A 16,566-nucleotide genomic window follows, 5' to 3' on the forward strand; every position below is an offset into this window, starting at 1 on the left:
GCCGTATGTGGGAGCCGAGATAACCTCGATATGTGCACGGCCGAACGCATTCCCGAATTTCGCGCCCATACACTCAAGGAAAAGCCGTGCTAGGCTGGCACCTCATCGCCCTTCCAGTCGAAAACACTTCCGCTGTCTCTCGGCGTCAATCCGTCGAGCACCTTGAGCAAGTTCGCGGCCGCAGCGTTGGGAGCTGTCAGTTGTCCATCCGGCAGGTTGGATTGGAACGGTTCGGACAGGCCCGTGTCGACAGTGCCGGGATGCAACCCCGCGACCACTGCCTGCTCGTGCGTCCGGCCGAGCTCGATGGCAAAATTCTTCAAGAGCATGTTGAGAGCCGCCTTGCTTGCCCGGTAGCTGTGCCAGCCCCCGAGTCGATTATCCGAAATCGAGCCGACCCGCGCCGATAATGCGGCGAATACGGCCCGGTCCCTGCGCGGCAGCAGGGGCAGGAAATGTTTGGCAATCAGGGCCGGCCCGATAGTGTTGAGCCGAAAGGCGGCCTCCATCGCATCGGCATCGATCTGTTTGAACGAGCGTTCCGGGCCTTTCCCATCGTCCAATGTCAAAACGCCGCTGGCCACTATCACGAGATCGGGCGGCGTTGCCGCCAGCTCCGCGGCCATTGCCGCGATCGAGGCTTCGTCGGCCAGGTCGAAGGCGAAACCGCGCATCCGCTTGTCGCGGCAAAAGCCGGAGCGACTTCCCGCCCATACGTCCACCCCCCGATCCGCCAGTGTCCCGGCCAGTGCCCCGCCGATACCGCCGCTCGCGCCGAAGACGGCAGCGCGCCGAAATGTTGTATGTGCATTCATCTCATCGAGATAGACCCATGGGATGGTCTGCAGGTTCCTCTCCGCAGAGAGGATTTCCAGCGATTGCCGTGACCGGCGGCCCTTTCTCCTCAAGCGGGCCTGCCGCCCTCGATCCCGCGGCACCGGCATTGCCGCAATTGCGTCATAGATGGCCTTGCGCCCCTCGCGTGAACCGCTAGATGGGGTGCGCAGAGAAACAGGACCGAAAGCGTAATGGCGACCTTCACCCTTCCGAAGAATTCGAAGATCACCGGCAAGAGCCGCGCCCACAAGGCAGATGGCGGTTCGCGCATCCGCAAGTTCAAGATTTACCGCTACGATCCCGACAGCGGCGAAAATCCGCGCTACGATACGTTCGAGCTCGATCTCGATGAGTGCGGCCCGATGGTCCTCGACGCGCTGTTCAAGATTAAGAACGAAATCGACCCGACGCTGACTTTCCGCCGCTCGTGCCGCGAGGGAATCTGCGGTTCGTGCTCGATGAACATGAACGGCAAGAACGGCCTCGCCTGCACCACCGCGATCGAGGACCTCAAGGGTGAGGTGCGCATCACCCCACTTCCGAGCATGGACGTGATCAAGGACCTCGTGCCCGACTTCACCCATTTCTACGCGCAATATGCCAGCATCCGCCCCTGGCTCCAGACCGTTTCGACCACGCCGAGCGGTAAGGAACGCTTGCAGTCGCCCGAACAGCGCGAAAAACTCGACGGGCTCTATGAGTGCATCCTGTGCGCCTGCTGCTCGACCGCCTGCCCCAGCTATTGGTGGAACAGCGACAAGTTCCTCGGCCCGGCGATCCTGTTGCAAGCCTATCGCTGGCTGGCCGACAGCCGCGACGAGATGACCGGCGAACGGCTCGACCAGCTGGAAGACCCCTTCCGCCTCTACCGCTGCCACACGATCATGAACTGCGCGAATGTCTGCCCCAAGGGGTTGAGCCCGGCCAAGGCGATCGCCGAAACCAAGAAGATGATCGCCGAACGCGCGATCTGATCCGGCTTGCTTTCACGGGACGAAATCTTCGAACACGGCCCCGACCCGGACAATCCGGGCTGGCGGCACTGGAACCTGAAGGACCAGAGCCTGTTCAACGGCGCGGTGATGGGCAAGCTCATCACCCGCGTCGACGATGACGGGAAGGCGCGGCTGCGCATGTTCCCGGAACGGCGGCACGAGAACCTTCAGGGCATCATCCACGGCGCGGTCACGCTTTCCCTGATCGACATCAGCCTGTTCACCACCATGCACACGATCGGCACCGGCAATGCCGGGCCGTCGGTCACGGTGGAGCTGTCGACCCAGTTCGTCGGCGGTGGCAAACCCGCCGAACCGCTCGATGCGGTATGCGAAATCGTCCGCGAGACCGGCAGCATGGTCTTCGTGCGCGGGACGGTCGTGCAGGAGGATCATACGGTCGCCAGCTTCTCCGGTATCGTGAAGAAGATGAAGCGCCGCGCAACCCAATGACCGGAATGCTCGCCCGCTACGAGCGGCTCGTCGCCGCGGGCGAACTACAGGCCGATCCCGACCAGCGGCGCGCCGCCGAGCGGCTCGACCGGCTGCAGAAGGAATTGGAAGCGGAAACCAGCGGCGGGCTGCTGGCGCAATTGTTCCGGCCTAAGAAAGCGCGACCCCAGGGCGTCTATATGTGGGGCGGCGTCGGTCGCGGTAAATCGATGCTGATGGACCTTTTCGTCGAGACGCTGGGCATCGACGAGAAACGCCGCGCGCATTTCCACGAATTCATGCTCGAAGTCGACCGCCGCATGCGCGCCCGGCGCGAGAGCGATCCGGGCGATCCCACGGGTAAGGTTGCGCGAGATATCGCAGAGGACGTGCGCTGTCTGGCCTTTGACGAGATGGTCGTCACCAACACTGCCGATGCCGCGATCATGGCACGCCTCTTCACAGCGCTGATCCGCGACCAGGGCGTGACGGTGGTGACCACCAGCAATCGCGCGCCGCGCGATCTTTACAAGGACGGGCTCAACCGCTCGCTGTTCCTGCCGTTCATCGATCTGGTGGAAGCCGAACTGGACGTACTGCCGCTCAACGGGCCGACCGATTACCGGCTCGACCGGCTGGGCGACATGGCGACCTGGCACTCCCCGCTGGGGGATGCCGCGACCGCACAGGTGCGCGAGGCCTTCTTCCGCCTTACCGACTACAAGCCCGAGGATGCTGAACACGTTCCCAGCGCCGAGCTCGACCTCGGCGGCGGGCGCACGCTGCATGTACCCAAAAGCCTCAAAGGCGTCGGCGTGTTCAGCTTCAAGCGGCTGTGCGGCGAGAACCGCGGCGCGGCCGATTACCTTGCCATCGCGCATGCCTATCACACGGTGATCGTAGTCGGCATTCCCACCCTGTCTCCCGATAACCGCAATGAAGCAATCCGCTTCACCAAGTTGATCGATGCGCTGTACGAGAACAGCGTAAAACTGTTCGTCACTGCTGCCGCAGAGCCGGAAGACCTTTACACCGCAGGCGATGGCGCCTTCGAATTCGAGCGCACCGTCAGCCGCCTCATGGAAATGCAGAGCGCCGATTACATGGCGCGCGGCCACGGCCTCGGCTAGCTGCCGCCGGGGCAGTCACATCCGTGTGCGTTCTTGAAGACGGAAAAGCGCGTCCCACATCGATGCTACTTCCGGCGTCAACACCCCGCCGATGTGAGACACTGCATGATCGATATCCGACCCTTCGCCACGCTGGGCCATGCCAATCACGGCTGGCTCGACGCGCGGCACCATTTCAGCTTCGCCGGCTACCACGATCCCGACCGGATGGGCTGGGGCAGCATCCGCGTGTGGAACGACGACACGATCCAGGCGCAGACCGGCTTTCCCCCGCATCCGCATCGTGACATGGAAATCGTCACCTTCGTGCGCAAAGGTGCGATCAGCCACCGCGACAGCCTCGGCAATGAAGGCCGCACGGCCGCTGGCGATGTGCAGGTGATGAGCGCGGGCACCGGTATCACCCATGCCGAATACAATCTCGAGGATGAGGACACGACGCTGTTCCAGATCTGGATCATCCCGGATCGCGCAGGCGAGGAGCCCGGCTGGGGCCAGCGCGCGTTTCCCAAGGCCAGTCGTGAAGGCGCTTTCGAAGTGCTCGCCAGCGGCACCCCCGAGACCGACGATGCCTTGCCGATCCGCACCGATGCCAAGGTGGCCGCGGCGACGCTTGCGGCCGGTCAGACGGCGATGTGGAGCACCTCGGGCGAGCGGCATCAGTATCTCGTCGCGCCGAAAGGCCGCGTGAAGGTCAACGGCATAGAGGCACAGCCTCGCGACGGGATTGCCGTGACCGGCGAAAGCGAAATCGTGGTGGAAGCGCTCGACGACGCCGAAGTGGTGCTGGTCGACGCGCGTTAGCCCGTCACACCTTTTTCCCTTCGTCACCCCGGACTTTATCCGGGGTCCCGCTCTTCTTCACGGCCTAGCGCTCCGCCAGAAGCAAGCGGGACCCCGGCTCAGAGGCCGGGGTGACGGTGGTTCGTGATTATCCCGTGGGTCCCAGATGCCGGAGCGAGCGCTCCAGCATCAGCAATTGCCACAGCACGCGTCCATGATCCGAACGGCCCGAAATGTGATCGTCCGCGAGGCGTGAGAGTGCCTTGCGGGCGAACCATCCGCTGCCCGTCAGCAGTTCACTCGATGCGACCGCCCTGGCTTCTGGGGCCAGCGGGCCGCGGAACCATTCGGAGAGCGGGGTCACGAATCCCTGTTTTTGCCGGTAGAGTATGTCTTCGGGCAGGTAGCGTTCCATGGTGTGCTTCATCAGCCACTTGCCCGTCGTCCCGCGCAGCCGTTGACGATGCGGCAGGCGCGCGCCGAATTCGATCAGCCGATGGTCGAGCAGCGGCTCGCGCGCTTCGAGGCCCACAGCCATGCTGGTGCGGTCGGTTTTTGTGAGGATATCGCCGGGGAGCCAGAACTTGAGATCGGCATATTGCGCCCGGTCGAGCCCGCTGCGCGCAGGAGCATCCCGCATCAGCTTTTCGAACGGCTGTTCGGCGCGGTACTCACCCCGCTCGCGCTTCAGAGTCTCGCCATAGAGCCGCTCGCGCTGCTCGGGCGCGAGGATCGACAGGGCACGAGCATAGCCCGCTTCCCCGCTCGCGGCGAGCGACAGCAGCGTCGTCTTCGCGCGCAACGGACGCGGCGCCCAGTCGGCCTTGGGCCAAAGCCGTCCGAGCGCCCCGAACACCGGTTCGCGCAAGCCGCGCGGAAGCACGGCGCGGGCCTGTTCCTCGCGGGCGTGGAAGATCTGCCGACGATAGCCGGCAAAGGCCTCGTCCGCGCCGTCGCCCGACAGCGCGACCGTCACGTGCTCGCGGGCGAGTTCGCACACCCGCAGGGTCGGCAGGGCGCTGGCATCGGCAAAGGGCTCGTCGAAGATCGCGCCGATCCGGTCGATCTCTCCGAACTGGTCGGCCGATACGATGCGTTCGTGATGGTCGGTGGCGAAGAGTTCGGCCACTTGCCGCGCATATTGCGTTTCGTCGACGCTCTCGACATCGAAGCCGATCGAGCAGCTCGTTACCGGGACCGCGCTCGCCTCGCTCATCAGCGCGACAACCGAAGAGCTGTCGACTCCGCCCGAAAGAAACGCGCCCAGCGGCACGTGGGCAGTCATGCGGCTGGTCACGCCCTCGCGCATCAGGTGCAGGAGCTGGGCCGACAGGTCCTCTGTCCGTCCCTTCTCGCGGCCGGCGAAGCTCACATCCCACCACTGGCGTGGCGGCCCCGGCTCGCGGCCGTGCTCCAGCAGGAGGAAGTGGCCCGCCGGAAGCTTCTCGACGCCTTTCAGCATCGCACGGTGGTCGGGGACATAGCCCCAGGTCATATAATCCTCGATCGCCAGCGGATCGATCTCGCGGCGCATCAGTGGATTGGCGAGCAAGCCTTTCATCTCGCTGGCGAAGGCGAGTGCCCCGCCCTCGAGCCGCGCAAGGTAAAGCGGCTTCACGCCCAGGCGGTCGCGGGCGAGGAACAGTTGGCGCCGGTCGAGATCGTAGAGCGCGAAGGCGAACATGCCGTCGAGACGCGACAGGCAGTCTGGTCCCCACTTCTCCCAGGCAGCCAGGATGGTTTCGGTGTCGCCATCGGTGCGAAAACGCGCCCCGCCCCGCTCCAGCTCGCGCCGCAATTCGCGGTAGTTGTAGATCTCGCCATTGAAGACGATCACCGCGCGCCCATGGGCCGAATGCATCGGTTGCGGCGAGCCATCGAGGTCGATGATCGACAGGCGGCGGTGCCCCAGCCCCACGCCCGGTGCGGTCCATACACCGCTGCCGTCGGGGCCGCGATGGGCGAGCGCATCGGTCATGCGTTCTACCCGCCTCGGATCGACCGGCTTCACCGTCTGGTAATGAAAAATCCCCGCGATCCCGCACATATGCGCGAGGGCCTAGACGAGCCGAGCAAGCAGGGCAAAGACCAATGCGATGGTAAGGACTGCGCCAAGGACGAGTGCTGGCTTGACGCCCTTCCCTTCAATGCGCGGCACCAATGGCATGGCGGATACCTCGGCAACGGACCATCCCGCGTCCTCGGGCTCGCGCTCGAACCAGCGCCAGGCAACCCCCAACACCATTGCGATGACGATACCGAAGAAGACCCAGCCATAGATGATGTGATCGAAACTCCCCGCAGCTTCGGCGCCGACGTATTGCGCGATGAAAATCGTCGCCCATGCGCGGATACCGTTGGCGACGATCGGTACGACTACGCAGGCGAGCATGAACCATAACCGACGATGCCAACTGGAGAAGCAAGTATGGGCCACCAGCACGCCCAGGGCGATCATCGCTATGAGAAATTTCACCCCGGAACATTCCTCGGCCACGATGAACAGCCCGGCGGGCGTATCGATGTGAATTCCGTCCGCTACTGTCTCGATCCCACTCCACCGGGTGAGTGCGGTTGCAATTTCCGCGGTGACATACTGCAATGGCGGAATGATCTCGTCACCGAAAGGGACGAGAAGCGCCATATAGGCGAGAGGAAACGCCAGGATGAGGCCTGCGCGCAAGCCGAGAATGCCGAGCGCGGTTCCCTGAAACGCGGCAACGACACCAGCTTGCGCGATCAGATTGACGTCTGCGATCCGGCCAGCGAGCCAGAGGGTCAAGCCCATGAAAAACCAGGCAAGGCCCGGCAACCAGCCCGAAGGCTCCACGCGCCGCAGCTCGTCTCCCCTGATCCAGACCAACCACACAATAATCGGCGGGATCAGCAGAATATGACTGTAGGTATCGATATCCCACCATTGGTGGGCCATCTCCGACCATTCCGCGAACGTGACCCAGGATAGGGTGGCCCATGCAGCGGCTAGCAAGACAAGGGTCCGGCCCCAGCTCGAGGCAGCACGGTTTTCCAAAGCGGCGTCAGGTGGCATGGTTTGCACTGTCTTGCGGGACAACTACTTGCGCAAGCCGCTTGTGGACACTGTCCCAACTCATGCGGTCGATCACAAACTCACGAGCCGCACGCCCCATTTCCATCCGTTTGTCGCGGTCGGCCAGAAGCGCTTCAATCCGGACGAGCATTTCTGCCGGGTCGGGCCGTGCTATGGCGAAGTGCAGGTCATTCTCGGCGGCGATGCCGGTAGCCGCACCAGGCGTCAGGACAACGGGTTTCGCCATGGCCATGGCTTCCAGAACCTTGTTCTGAACGCCGCGCGCGATGAGGAGCGGTGCTGCAACCAGATCGGCCGATTTAAGGAAGGGTCTGACATCCGGCACTTCGCCCCACACGCGAACCCCGTTCTCGCCATGCCGGTCTCTCAGAGCTGCCGTCGGAGCCCGCCCGACTATATGGAACCGCGCCCGCGCATAGGTACGGCGCAGTGCAGGCATGATGTTCTCGATCATCCACTCAGCCGCCGCCACATTGGGCGCGTAATCCATCTGGCCCGTAAAAACGAGTTGCGGGTCCTCGCCCTCCTCCAGATCAGGATGAAGGGCGACGCGATCCGGATCGAAGAAGGACGCATCGATGCCGTTACCCAGGGCACATAAATCGACTTGCCGTGTACTCGACAGCCGCGAGCGGAAAAGCGCGACCTCGTTGTCGCTTATCAGCAGCGTCGTATCGGCACGGTGGGCCAATCTCTCCTCCTCGCGAGCGAGCAGCCTCCCCTCGCGAGCGAGCAGCCTCCCCTCGCGCCGGTTCAGCCAGCTCCGCTGTCCGGCAGCGGCATAGGCTTCGAATTTGGCGCTATCGACATCGCACAGGTCGATAATCACGCGACCGGCATAGTCGCCGGGGATGTACTGCCCCATTTGGCCGGAGAAAACGAAGACCGTGTCGATCTTGTGATTTCCCAGCGTCTTGGCGACGTAGCGGTGCATGGCCTCATGCTCGAAAGCGGTCAGGCTGACAGGCCTGTGCTGTATCAGGGCCTCCACCCCGCAAACGGAAGCGGTTTTTTGCGCTGGATCAGCGCATGGGTCTTCGCGATCGCAGCCAGTTCGCCCTTCTGTGCCATGTCCTGCGGCGTTTCGCCGAAGGTCCCGACATGGACCGGGCCGAGCTTGGCCAGCCCCTTGAGCAAATGGTGCGAACGAATCTTGTCCCCCTGTCCGGAGGAAAGGGAACCCGATGCGCCAGGAACAGGAATTGGCCCATGTCAGCCGAGCCCGCGCGCGATCCACGGCCCCAGCCGATTGGCGATCGGAAGCGGCAGACGTTTCCACAGCGCAATTTTCGCTGAGTAGCCCTCGTCGGTCGGGTCGACATTGCGCGGCTCTATGCCTGGCGGAGTCCACATATGATAGGTCAGCGGCTCTGGCTCGAAACCCCAGTTCTTCTTGAAGGCATAGGGGCCGCTGCTGATCTTGGAACGCCCGAAATCGAACCGCGTGCAGCTCTTGCGGCGCGCATGACACATCAGCTCGTAATACATTCGCTCATTGGCACGCAGGCTACGTGCAGCCCACCTGCCCCCACCCCAGAAAGGCATAACCGCGCCATGGTGGTAAAGCGACAGGACGCTGGCGACAGGCGTGCCACGATGACTGACCGTCAGGATATCCGCCGTCTGCCCGAACATGTCCAGCACGGCATCGAAAAGGCGGCGCGGGAATACCGGAGTACCCAGATTGCGCACGCTTTCCGCATAGACCGCGTAGTGGGCTGCCCGGTCCTCGGGACCCTGACCGATGCTGACATCCAGGTCATTCTTCAGGCCCTTGCGCACCTCGGCTCGCGCCTTCCGCGGGATGGCCAGCAACTGTGCCTCGTCGTCCGCTGCAAGATCGCTGGTAAAACCTGCATGCTTTCCGGTAACGGGGCGCCACTCGGAAGGCGCCGGTCCCCACGCAACTCGACGCTCGACGCCGCGCGGCGATTTGCGAGTTCTTCCGCAGCATGGCACAGCCCGCTTACGTCCTCTTCGCGTTCGGCCAGCACACCCCCGTCGACGCCGAACCCGCTCGACACCAGCGCCCGGCCGAATAGTGGGGAGTGAACATCGGTAAGCGGCAGCCAGCCTTGCAGATCCCCTGCTCGCTCGATCACAAGTCCAAGCGCGTCGTTAGCGGTCCCGCGCTCTATCGCAAGCAGCCAAAGCGGGCGCTGAAAGACGCTGCCGCAGTGCCGTGCGACGAAGCGCTCGATCCGCGCAACTTCTTCCGCATCGCCAAGATCGGCCTGCCTTATGGAGGCCTTATTAGAGATCGGCGCATTCATGCCGACCATACCCGGCTACGCGCCTTCTCGCGCTGGGCGATCTCGTCCATCCGGCCCCAGGCGAAATCGCCAAGTAGCCTGGAAAGCTTGCCCTCCATTTTTGAGAGGTTGGTGTAATGCCTGATGCGGGAGCGCAGCGGTGCTCCGGCAACCCGCGGTTGATCGGGATCGACCTCCCATGGGTGGAAATAGAACACCGCCGGACGGCCCTCGCGGTTGACCTGCCCGATCGCCCAGCGGCTGAAACCATAGGGCAAGACGCGAAAGAAACCGCCGCCGCCCGCAGCCAGGCGCTTTCCCTTCAGCAGCGCCGTGGTCACCGGGATTTCGACCAGCTCGCTGCCCTCGACAGGGCGGAATGCGAAGCGCGGAGCCTCTCGCCAGCCATAATGATCGTGCACCACCGGCGCCACGCTGGACGAGTAGACATAGCCTTGTTCGGCCAGAATATCGTGTGCCCAGCGATTGCGCGCGTCGATCGAAAAACTGGGTGCGCGATAGCCGGTGATCGGCTGACCGCCTGCATCCTCGAGAATGGCGCGGGCTTTGGCGAGATCCTCTGCAAACTCGGCAGGCGAGAAGGTGAAGACCCGCGTGTGGTCATAGCCGTGACTGGCCAGTTCGTGACCGCGCTCGACGATTGCGCGCATGGCAGCCTTGTTGCGTTCCGCGACCCAACCCAGAGTGAAGAAGGTCGCTTTAACACCTGCACCGTCAAACAGATCGAGGATGCGCGCGACATTGTCGCCCACCCGCAATTCGAGTCCATCCCAGTGTTCGCGCGAAATGGTGTTTTCGAACGCGCCGACCTGGAACCAGTCCTCGACATCGACCGAGAGGCCGTTGACGATGGTGCTGTCGCTCAACACCCCCTCCTCGATTTTCAGGCCGCCACGCGCGAACCTTGCGCTTCGAAATAGTCGATCATCATGGTCAGGACGTGGCGGAGCGAGCGCTCCTGCTCGTCCAGCCTGGCCTCGATCGAGGCAAGGCGCTGGCCCACGTCTTCGGGCAGATCGCTCGATGCATGGCTTGCGCCAAGCTTTTCGACCTCGCGGCGCAGCACGGCCATATGCTTGTCGCGCTCGGCGAATGCGGCTTCGATCGCTTCTATCTGATGGTCGAGGAGACCCTTCTTCCGGGCATCGTCTTCCCCGGTCGTCGCTGGAACGGGCTCGGGCGCCGTTCGCGAATGCTGGGCTTGGTCCCGTGCCCGCGCGATCGCCTCGGCGGCCGGGAGGTCACGGTCCGGGCGCGGCTTGGCCGCATGGGTATCGACCGGCGCCGCATCGCCGCTCATCTCTTCGACGACCGCGTCAAGCATCTCGCCATCGAGCAAGGAGCGTTCTTCGACAGCCCCCAGAAGCAGCAAGCGGGTCATCACCTGATTGACCTTGCGGGGTATCCCGCCTGTTGCCTTGTGCAGATCGACCCAAATACCGTTTTCGATCTCGGGATTGCCCTGCCAACCGACATGATTGAGCCGGTGCATGACATAGGGCTCGATCTCCCCGGTTGCATCGCATCCAGGTGATGCGCCGCGATTACACGCTGACGCAATTGTTCGAGTTCATCCGATTGGGCGAGAAGCTGCTTGAATTCCGGCTGCCCCAAAAGCAGTGTTTGCAGCAAGGGATGCGAACCAAGCTGGAAATTCGACAGCATGCGCAATTCTTCGAGCGCCCCGATCGACAGGTTTTGCGCTTCGTCCACGATCAGCAACACACGCCTGCCGTTGCGGGCTTCCTCGTGCAGGAACAGCTCGATTGCGGCCAGATCCGCTGCCTTGTCGCGCCCGGTTACATCCAGGCCGAAACTGCGCGCCGCGACGTGGATCATCTCTTCTCCGTCCAGCGCGCTGGTGACCACCTCGCCCACGGTCATGCGTTCGTCGTCGAGCTTCTGCTTGAGATGCGCCACCAGGGTCGATTTACCCGATCCGACCTCGCCGGTGATGACGATGAACCCCTCGCCCTGATTGAGGCCGTAGCCGAGATAGCTCAGCGCCTTCTTATGCGTCAGGCTTTCGAAGTAAAACGCCGGATCGGGCGTGAGCTGAAAGGGCCGCTCGCTGAAGCCGTAAAATTCTTCGTACATCGAACAGATCCTATCAGAAATCGTAGCGCAGGCCGAGCAGGGCCGATGCTGTCGTGAAATTGTCGGGAGCGATATCGCTGTCGAGCGTCGAGATCGCCACGGCGGCGCGGGCCGAGAGATTGCGCATGACCTGTTCGGTGTAGCTCGCCGAACTGCCGATCGACCGGACGTCGCCCACTCCCGCCGTCCCGCTGTCGAACCAGTTGGCGAAGGTGTTGATCGAGAAGGAACCCCGTTGGCCCACCGGCCCGGAAAGACCGGCGGTGACATAGTAGCTTTCATCGACGATACCGTCGGCAAGGGCCAGCACCGTGCCCGGCGCCCCGATGAATTTGCGACGGTCGTAGCCCGCTCCGATACCGGCGGTCATCCGGCCGATCCGCCGAGAATAGCTGGCGGTGACGCCGCGTCCGCGAAACACGGAAGACCTCACCGACCCGAGCAGGCCGTCGAGACATCCGCTGCCTTCGAGCGTGGTCACGCAACCGGTGACTTCCCCGGTCACGGGGTCACGCGTCACGGTGAAGTCGGTCGGCAGGCCTGCCAATGAATTGTTCAACCTGCCGCCGAAGCCCTGAATCCCATCGTAAACTGATATATTCAGGCTGCTCCGACTATTCGGTCGCCAACTGAAGCTCCCATTATAGGTATCGCTGTCATAACGACGACCGAACTGCGCTTGCAGCCGGGTGCGGCTGCTTGGCGTCCAGACGACGCCGACATCCCAGATCAACCCGCTTGCCTCATAGGCGATGATGCGCGGGCTCGATTCGTCGGTGACAAAGCGACCATCCGAACCGATGATGGGGTCGCCCGCGGCATCGCGCACGGTATCCCGGCTCGAGACTTCGACATCTTCCAGGCCGGCGCCCCCTATCACGGCAAAAGTTGGCGTGATCGGTACGGTGACGTCGCCCCGGATATGGGCGTTACGAACACGCTGATCGAGGTTGGAGACGTCCTCCTGATAATACCCCGCGCCCACGCCAATGCCGACAGGCAATGGTTCTCCCGGGCGTGTTCCCGCGCGCAAATTGGCGCTGTGCGTTATGCTTTCGTCGAACAGTTCGGCCGAACTGCCACCAATGGTAGCGAAATCCGGGCCGTCTACTCGGGTGTAGCCGATGCGATAGCTTGCACTCACCTCGACATCGCCCGCTCGCGTCTGGAGCCTCGGCCCGGCGTAAACCGAATAGGTCTGCGTTGAAAAATCATCATCGACAGTGGGGTTGATGACCGAGCGGCCCTGCGCATCGACACGGGTGCTGCTGGCCAACCCTCCCGCCTCGATGGTGAGGACGCGCGGGACGATGGAGGCATACCCCCGCGCGATACCGGTCAGTGTATCCGAATCCGCACCATCCGATTGGTGCGCGAAGTTGCGTTCGTAGCGAAGCGAGACGCTCCCGCCATTGTTTCGGCCAACGATCGAGGCATCGACGCCAGCGGCAAGTTGAGTGTAGGTCACAACGTCGCTGCCCGGCGAGATCTGCCAGCTCGCGATTGAATTCGCCTCGATATAAGGGTCAATGCTCGTCCGATCCCGGCGGAAAGACGTATCCTCGGTCTCGTCTTCGCCACTATTCGTTCCCTGAGCGGACTGCGCATGCACGGGTGCGGCATGGGCCAATGCTGCAGCCAGAACGGTTGCAACCATATGTCGGAAATATACACGGCGGGCCATGGGCTTACTCCCCATATCCGTAATAGCTGCCGAACTTCCGTCCACTGGGGCTGAAAGTCACGTCGTTGAGCAACAGCTTGATGTCCGGGCAGGCTGATAGGAGATCGAGCGCATCGTCCAGCGCCGCTCTGCCGGTCATGTCGGCCCGTGCGACCAGCAGAGCCTGTCCGACGTGCTTGGCCAGCTCCGCAGCCGGTGTTGCGGCCAAGGCCGGCGGGCTGTCGAACACGACGATCCGGTTGCGAGCGCCGCGCGTGAGGCTGTTCAGGATGCTCCAGGTCCGCTCGCTTGCGAGATACTCGCTATCCCGGCCCGTGCGTTGACCGGCCGGAAGAACCCACAGGCCCGGGATATCCGTCCCTATCACGAAGTCCTCGATCTTGCTGGTCGGATCGGCAAGCATATCCATGAAACCTTTGCCCGCGCTCAACCCGAGCTTGTTCATGATCGATGGCTTGGCGAAATCGGCATCCACCAAAAGTACTTCCAGATCACGCTCACCGGCCAGGGCAATCGCGAGATTGAGCGAACAAAAGGTCTTGCCTTCGTTCTGATGAGGGGAGCAGACCAGCACGCGGCGCGCCAAGGGTGTGCCCTCGGTTTTCGCGGATGCAAGAACCTGTCGCTTCACAATGCGGAATTCCTCGAGCAGAGTCGAAGCGCCGCCATCGGGATCGATCAGCCCCTGTTCGCGCAGTAGCGACCGAGCGATTTCACGTTTCGGCCCGGAAAAGGTCACATCCGGCGTTTTGGGCTCGGGAGGAACCGCGGGAGCCGTGTCAGCCGATGGCGTCGCAGATGCAGCCTCGCCGATCCAGTCCGATGCGCGGCGGCGCGGCATTTCGTGTGAGGTCGCAGGGTCGACAGATCGCCGTTTCGGAGCGAACTTCTTGGCCTTTTCACCCTCGAGCTTGTCCGGAACCGATGCCGGCGACAGCTTGTCCAATCCGAACAGACCGCTGGCGCGCTCGAGGAGCGAACCACGCTTGGTCTTCTTGTCGTCTTTATCGGACGGAACGATATTGCTGGGCTTATTCACTGGCACGTTCCCCCTCAGGCCACCGAACCGACCTGGACGATTTCGACGACCAGCAGGAGAAGACAAATCCCCGCCAGTCCCCCGACACCCGCGAGAAATTGCTTCAAGCGTAACTTCTCGTGTCGACGCATAGCTTTCGTCATCGAGCGCGAGATCGTTCCGATGACTGGCAGGTCGAGCGTCCGCTCGAGCTTGTCCGCAGTGGTGAAGCTCGACTTGATCTGCCCCATCACGAAGGCCACACCCGCGCCAGCTCCAAATCCGGCGATCAACACACCCAATAGCAGCAACGGCCGATTGGGCGCCGCCGGATTACGCGGCGTGGTCGGCGGATCGATCACCTCGAACTGGAAGGCGCTACGTTCCGTCTCCACCTGACCGCGCAGGCGCATTTCCTCGCGATCTTTCAGCAACTCGTCATACTTATCTTTCAGTACTTCGTAATCGCGACTGATGCGATTGGCTTCCGCCGCCACGGCCGGTTCGTCGGCCTGGGCTGCGATAAGAGCGGAAATGTCGGACTGAAGCGCGGCCTTGCGAGCCTGAAGCGCCTGAACGTTGGCCTGCCGTTCCGCACGGATCGATTGCAGCGAGGTATAGGCCGGATTAGGCGATCCTCCGGCGCCGGACGGCTCGCTTGCAGCCTGATCGCGTAGCGCTGAAATCTGGCGCTGAATGGCCTGAATGTCGGGATGGCTGTCGGTAAGTCCACGAGCCCGCATGGCCGCGAGTTGCGATTGCGCCTGCATCAAGGCACCGCGCGCGCCGCCACTGTTGGCGGTCATGATCGTACGCGGTGTGCTGGCGATCTGGCCGTTGATTGCCGCCAGAGCGCTCTGCGCTGCGGCGATATCCGCATCGATACCACGCATTTCCGTGCGCATGCCTTGCAACCGACCGGTTACGGTCCCACTGCCACCAATGAGGTCAGGATGCTGAGCCTCGAAATTCAGCCGACGTTGCTCCGCAGCCTCGAGTTCGACCTTACGATCTTCGAGCTGCTGGTCGAGAAAGGCTATCGTGTCCGCCACATCGCCACGATTGCCGGCGATGTTGGATTCACGGAAAATATCGATCAGGTTCTGGACGACATCGCGCGCAAGCGCCGCGTTCTCGGCGTCGCTCAAGCTGGATTTGCCGATAGTCGCGGTAATTTCGAATAGATTGTCCTGCTCGCTTTTGACCACGATATTCTCGGTCAGGCCCTGCACCGCGCTTTGCATTTCGGCGTCGGTCATCACCTTTTCGCCTAGCTTGGTGTCACTCACCACGCGTTCGAGATTGACGGCGCTGATGAGCGTCTGACGAACCTTGGTGATCGCCTGTTGGCCATCGCCCGAAATATCGAGCTGTTCGGACAGCACATCCTCGAGCTCGACATAAATCCTCGCCCGGCTTTCGTAGCTGTTCGGAATGAAGGCGACAGCCAGCCAGCCCAGAATGCAAACGACCCAAGCCACGGCAAGCGCAACCCACCGACGGTTCCACACCGTTTGCAGCGCGCTGCGTAACTCGTCCAAGATTTCCTGCATGCCCCAGCGATCCCGTTAAAAGGTGCTTTCGGGGATGATGATAACATCGCCCGGCTGGAGAAGCACATTTGCCTTGCTGTCCCCGCGTTTCAGCAAGTCGGTCAGGCGCAGCGCGTATTCCCGCTGACGGCCGAGCTGCTTGTCGAACCGGATGAGTTTGGCGCGGTTGCCCGCGGCGAATTCCGAAAGACCGCCGACCGCGATCATCGCGTCGAGAACCGTCATGTTCGCACGATATGGCAACGATGCGGGCTGGGCCGTCGCGCCCACGATACGGACCTGCTGGCTGAACGTGCCGGCAAACTCGTTGACGATGACCGAAACCAGCGGATCCTCGATATATTGGCTGAGCTGGAGCCGGATATCCTCTTCGAGCATCGACGGCGTCTTGCCAACGGCGGGCATGTCCTTGACGAGCGGGATGGTGATCCGGCCATCGGGCCGAACCTGGATTCCCTCCGCGCCCAGTTCTGGATTGCGCCAGACGTGGATCGTCAATTGGTCGAGCGGGCCGATGACATATTCCTCGCCCGGACCTTCCTGCATGGCCACGAAGGTTGCCGGGGGAAGTTCGGTACCGCTCCCGCTCGCACAGCCGCCGAGCACGAGCATGGAAGCAGCACCTCCGGCGAGAAGCATGGCAGTTCGAGTGAAGCGCATTGATCGTTTCCCTGGCATTGTCGGGGGGTCCGGC

Annotated in this window: 16 protein-coding genes and 1 pseudogene; 4 read left to right on the top strand and 13 right to left on the bottom strand. The window is 62.7% G+C overall.

The features are described 5' to 3' along the window. Nucleotides 1–89: 89 nt before the first annotated feature. On the bottom strand, nt 90–815 hold the full coding sequence (locus tag DVR09_RS10385) for an SDR family NAD(P)-dependent oxidoreductase (protein ID WP_115416865.1): 726 nt from the start codon (nt 813–815) through the stop codon (nt 90–92). A 213-nt stretch (nt 816–1,028) separates the two neighbouring features. Between DVR09_RS10385 and DVR09_RS10390 the strand changes: the two genes are divergently transcribed. From DVR09_RS10390 to DVR09_RS10405, 4 genes are all read left to right on the top strand, one after another. After that, the gene (locus tag DVR09_RS10390) at nt 1,029–1,811 is read left to right on the top strand and encodes a succinate dehydrogenase iron-sulfur subunit (RefSeq protein WP_115416866.1); all 783 of its coding nucleotides are present in this window, start codon (nt 1,029–1,031) and stop codon (nt 1,809–1,811) included. 6 nt (nt 1,812–1,817) lie between these two features. After that, nucleotides 1,818–2,285 carry a PaaI family thioesterase gene (locus tag DVR09_RS10395; protein WP_115416867.1) on the top strand — a complete coding sequence of 156 codons (468 nt, stop codon included), beginning with the start codon at nt 1,818–1,820 and terminating at the stop codon, nt 2,283–2,285. Further along, on the top strand, nt 2,282–3,394 hold the full coding sequence (zapE, locus tag DVR09_RS10400) for a cell division protein ZapE (RefSeq protein ID WP_115416868.1): 1,113 nt from the start codon (nt 2,282–2,284) through the stop codon (nt 3,392–3,394). The genes DVR09_RS10395 and zapE overlap by 4 nt, the downstream gene beginning before the upstream one ends. A gap of 105 nt (nt 3,395–3,499) precedes the next feature. After that, nucleotides 3,500–4,198, top strand: a complete 699-nt coding sequence (locus tag DVR09_RS10405; protein WP_115416869.1) for a pirin family protein — start codon at nt 3,500–3,502, stop codon at nt 4,196–4,198. 127 nt (nt 4,199–4,325) lie between these two features. Here the strand turns inward: DVR09_RS10405 and DVR09_RS10410 are convergent, their stop codons facing one another. The 12 genes and pseudogenes from DVR09_RS10410 to DVR09_RS10455 all read right to left on the bottom strand — a co-directional run bounded on the left by DVR09_RS10410 (nt 4,326) and on the right by DVR09_RS10455 (nt 16,532). Next, nucleotides 4,326–6,224, bottom strand: a complete 1,899-nt coding sequence (locus DVR09_RS10410) for an XrtA/PEP-CTERM system amidotransferase (RefSeq protein ID WP_115416870.1) — start codon at nt 6,222–6,224, stop codon at nt 4,326–4,328. 12 nt (nt 6,225–6,236) lie between these two features. Then, a complete protein-coding gene (gene xrtA / locus DVR09_RS10415; protein ID WP_435867793.1) occupies nt 6,237–7,109 on the bottom strand; it encodes an exosortase A in 873 nt (290 codons plus the stop codon). 106 nt (nt 7,110–7,215) lie between these two features. Continuing rightward, nucleotides 7,216–8,181 carry a glycosyltransferase gene (locus DVR09_RS10420; protein ID WP_234041398.1) on the bottom strand — a complete coding sequence of 322 codons (966 nt, stop codon included), beginning with the start codon at nt 8,179–8,181 and terminating at the stop codon, nt 7,216–7,218. Between the two features lie 44 nt (nt 8,182–8,225). Then, a complete protein-coding gene (locus DVR09_RS17630; RefSeq protein ID WP_234041399.1) occupies nt 8,226–8,384 on the bottom strand; it encodes a hypothetical protein in 159 nt (52 codons plus the stop codon). A gap of 75 nt (nt 8,385–8,459) precedes the next feature. Continuing rightward, nucleotides 8,460–9,520: pseudogene (locus DVR09_RS10425) on the bottom strand (FemAB family XrtA/PEP-CTERM system-associated protein). Next, the gene (locus DVR09_RS10430) at nt 9,517–10,371 is read right to left on the bottom strand and encodes an XrtA system polysaccharide deacetylase (protein ID WP_115417899.1); all 855 of its coding nucleotides are present in this window, start codon (nt 10,369–10,371) and stop codon (nt 9,517–9,519) included. Before DVR09_RS10430 ends, DVR09_RS10425 begins: the two are co-directional and overlap by 4 nt. Before the next feature lie 32 nt (nt 10,372–10,403). Then, nucleotides 10,404–10,901, bottom strand: coding sequence for a hypothetical protein (locus DVR09_RS17920; protein ID WP_369692524.1), 498 nt, complete (start codon nt 10,899–10,901; stop codon nt 10,404–10,406). Continuing rightward, nucleotides 10,901–11,617: an AAA family ATPase gene (locus DVR09_RS17925; protein WP_369692525.1), complete on the bottom strand. Its 717-nt coding sequence runs from the start codon at nt 11,615–11,617 to the stop codon at nt 10,901–10,903. Before DVR09_RS17925 ends, DVR09_RS17920 begins: the two co-directional genes overlap by 1 nt. 13 nt (nt 11,618–11,630) lie before the next feature. Further along, nucleotides 11,631–13,301: a preprotein translocase subunit YajC gene (locus tag DVR09_RS10440; protein WP_115416872.1), complete on the bottom strand. Its 1,671-nt coding sequence runs from the start codon at nt 13,299–13,301 to the stop codon at nt 11,631–11,633. Nucleotides 13,302–13,305: 4 nt separating this feature from the next. Beyond that, entirely contained in the window at nt 13,306–14,340 is a 1,035-nt protein-coding gene (locus DVR09_RS10445) for a P-loop NTPase family protein (RefSeq protein WP_115416873.1), read from the bottom strand. 14 nt (nt 14,341–14,354) lie between these two features. Next, nucleotides 14,355–15,872, bottom strand: coding sequence for an XrtA system polysaccharide chain length determinant (locus DVR09_RS10450; RefSeq protein WP_115416874.1), 1,518 nt, complete (start codon nt 15,870–15,872; stop codon nt 14,355–14,357). 15 nt (nt 15,873–15,887) lie between these two features. After that, nucleotides 15,888–16,532: an XrtA/PEP-CTERM system exopolysaccharide export protein gene (locus DVR09_RS10455; RefSeq protein WP_115416875.1), complete on the bottom strand. Its 645-nt coding sequence runs from the start codon at nt 16,530–16,532 to the stop codon at nt 15,888–15,890. Between the last annotated feature and the right edge of the window lie 34 nt (nt 16,533–16,566).

The organism is Erythrobacter aureus (assembly GCF_003355455.1).
Lineage (GTDB): Bacteria > Pseudomonadota > Alphaproteobacteria > Sphingomonadales > Sphingomonadaceae > Qipengyuania > Qipengyuania aurea.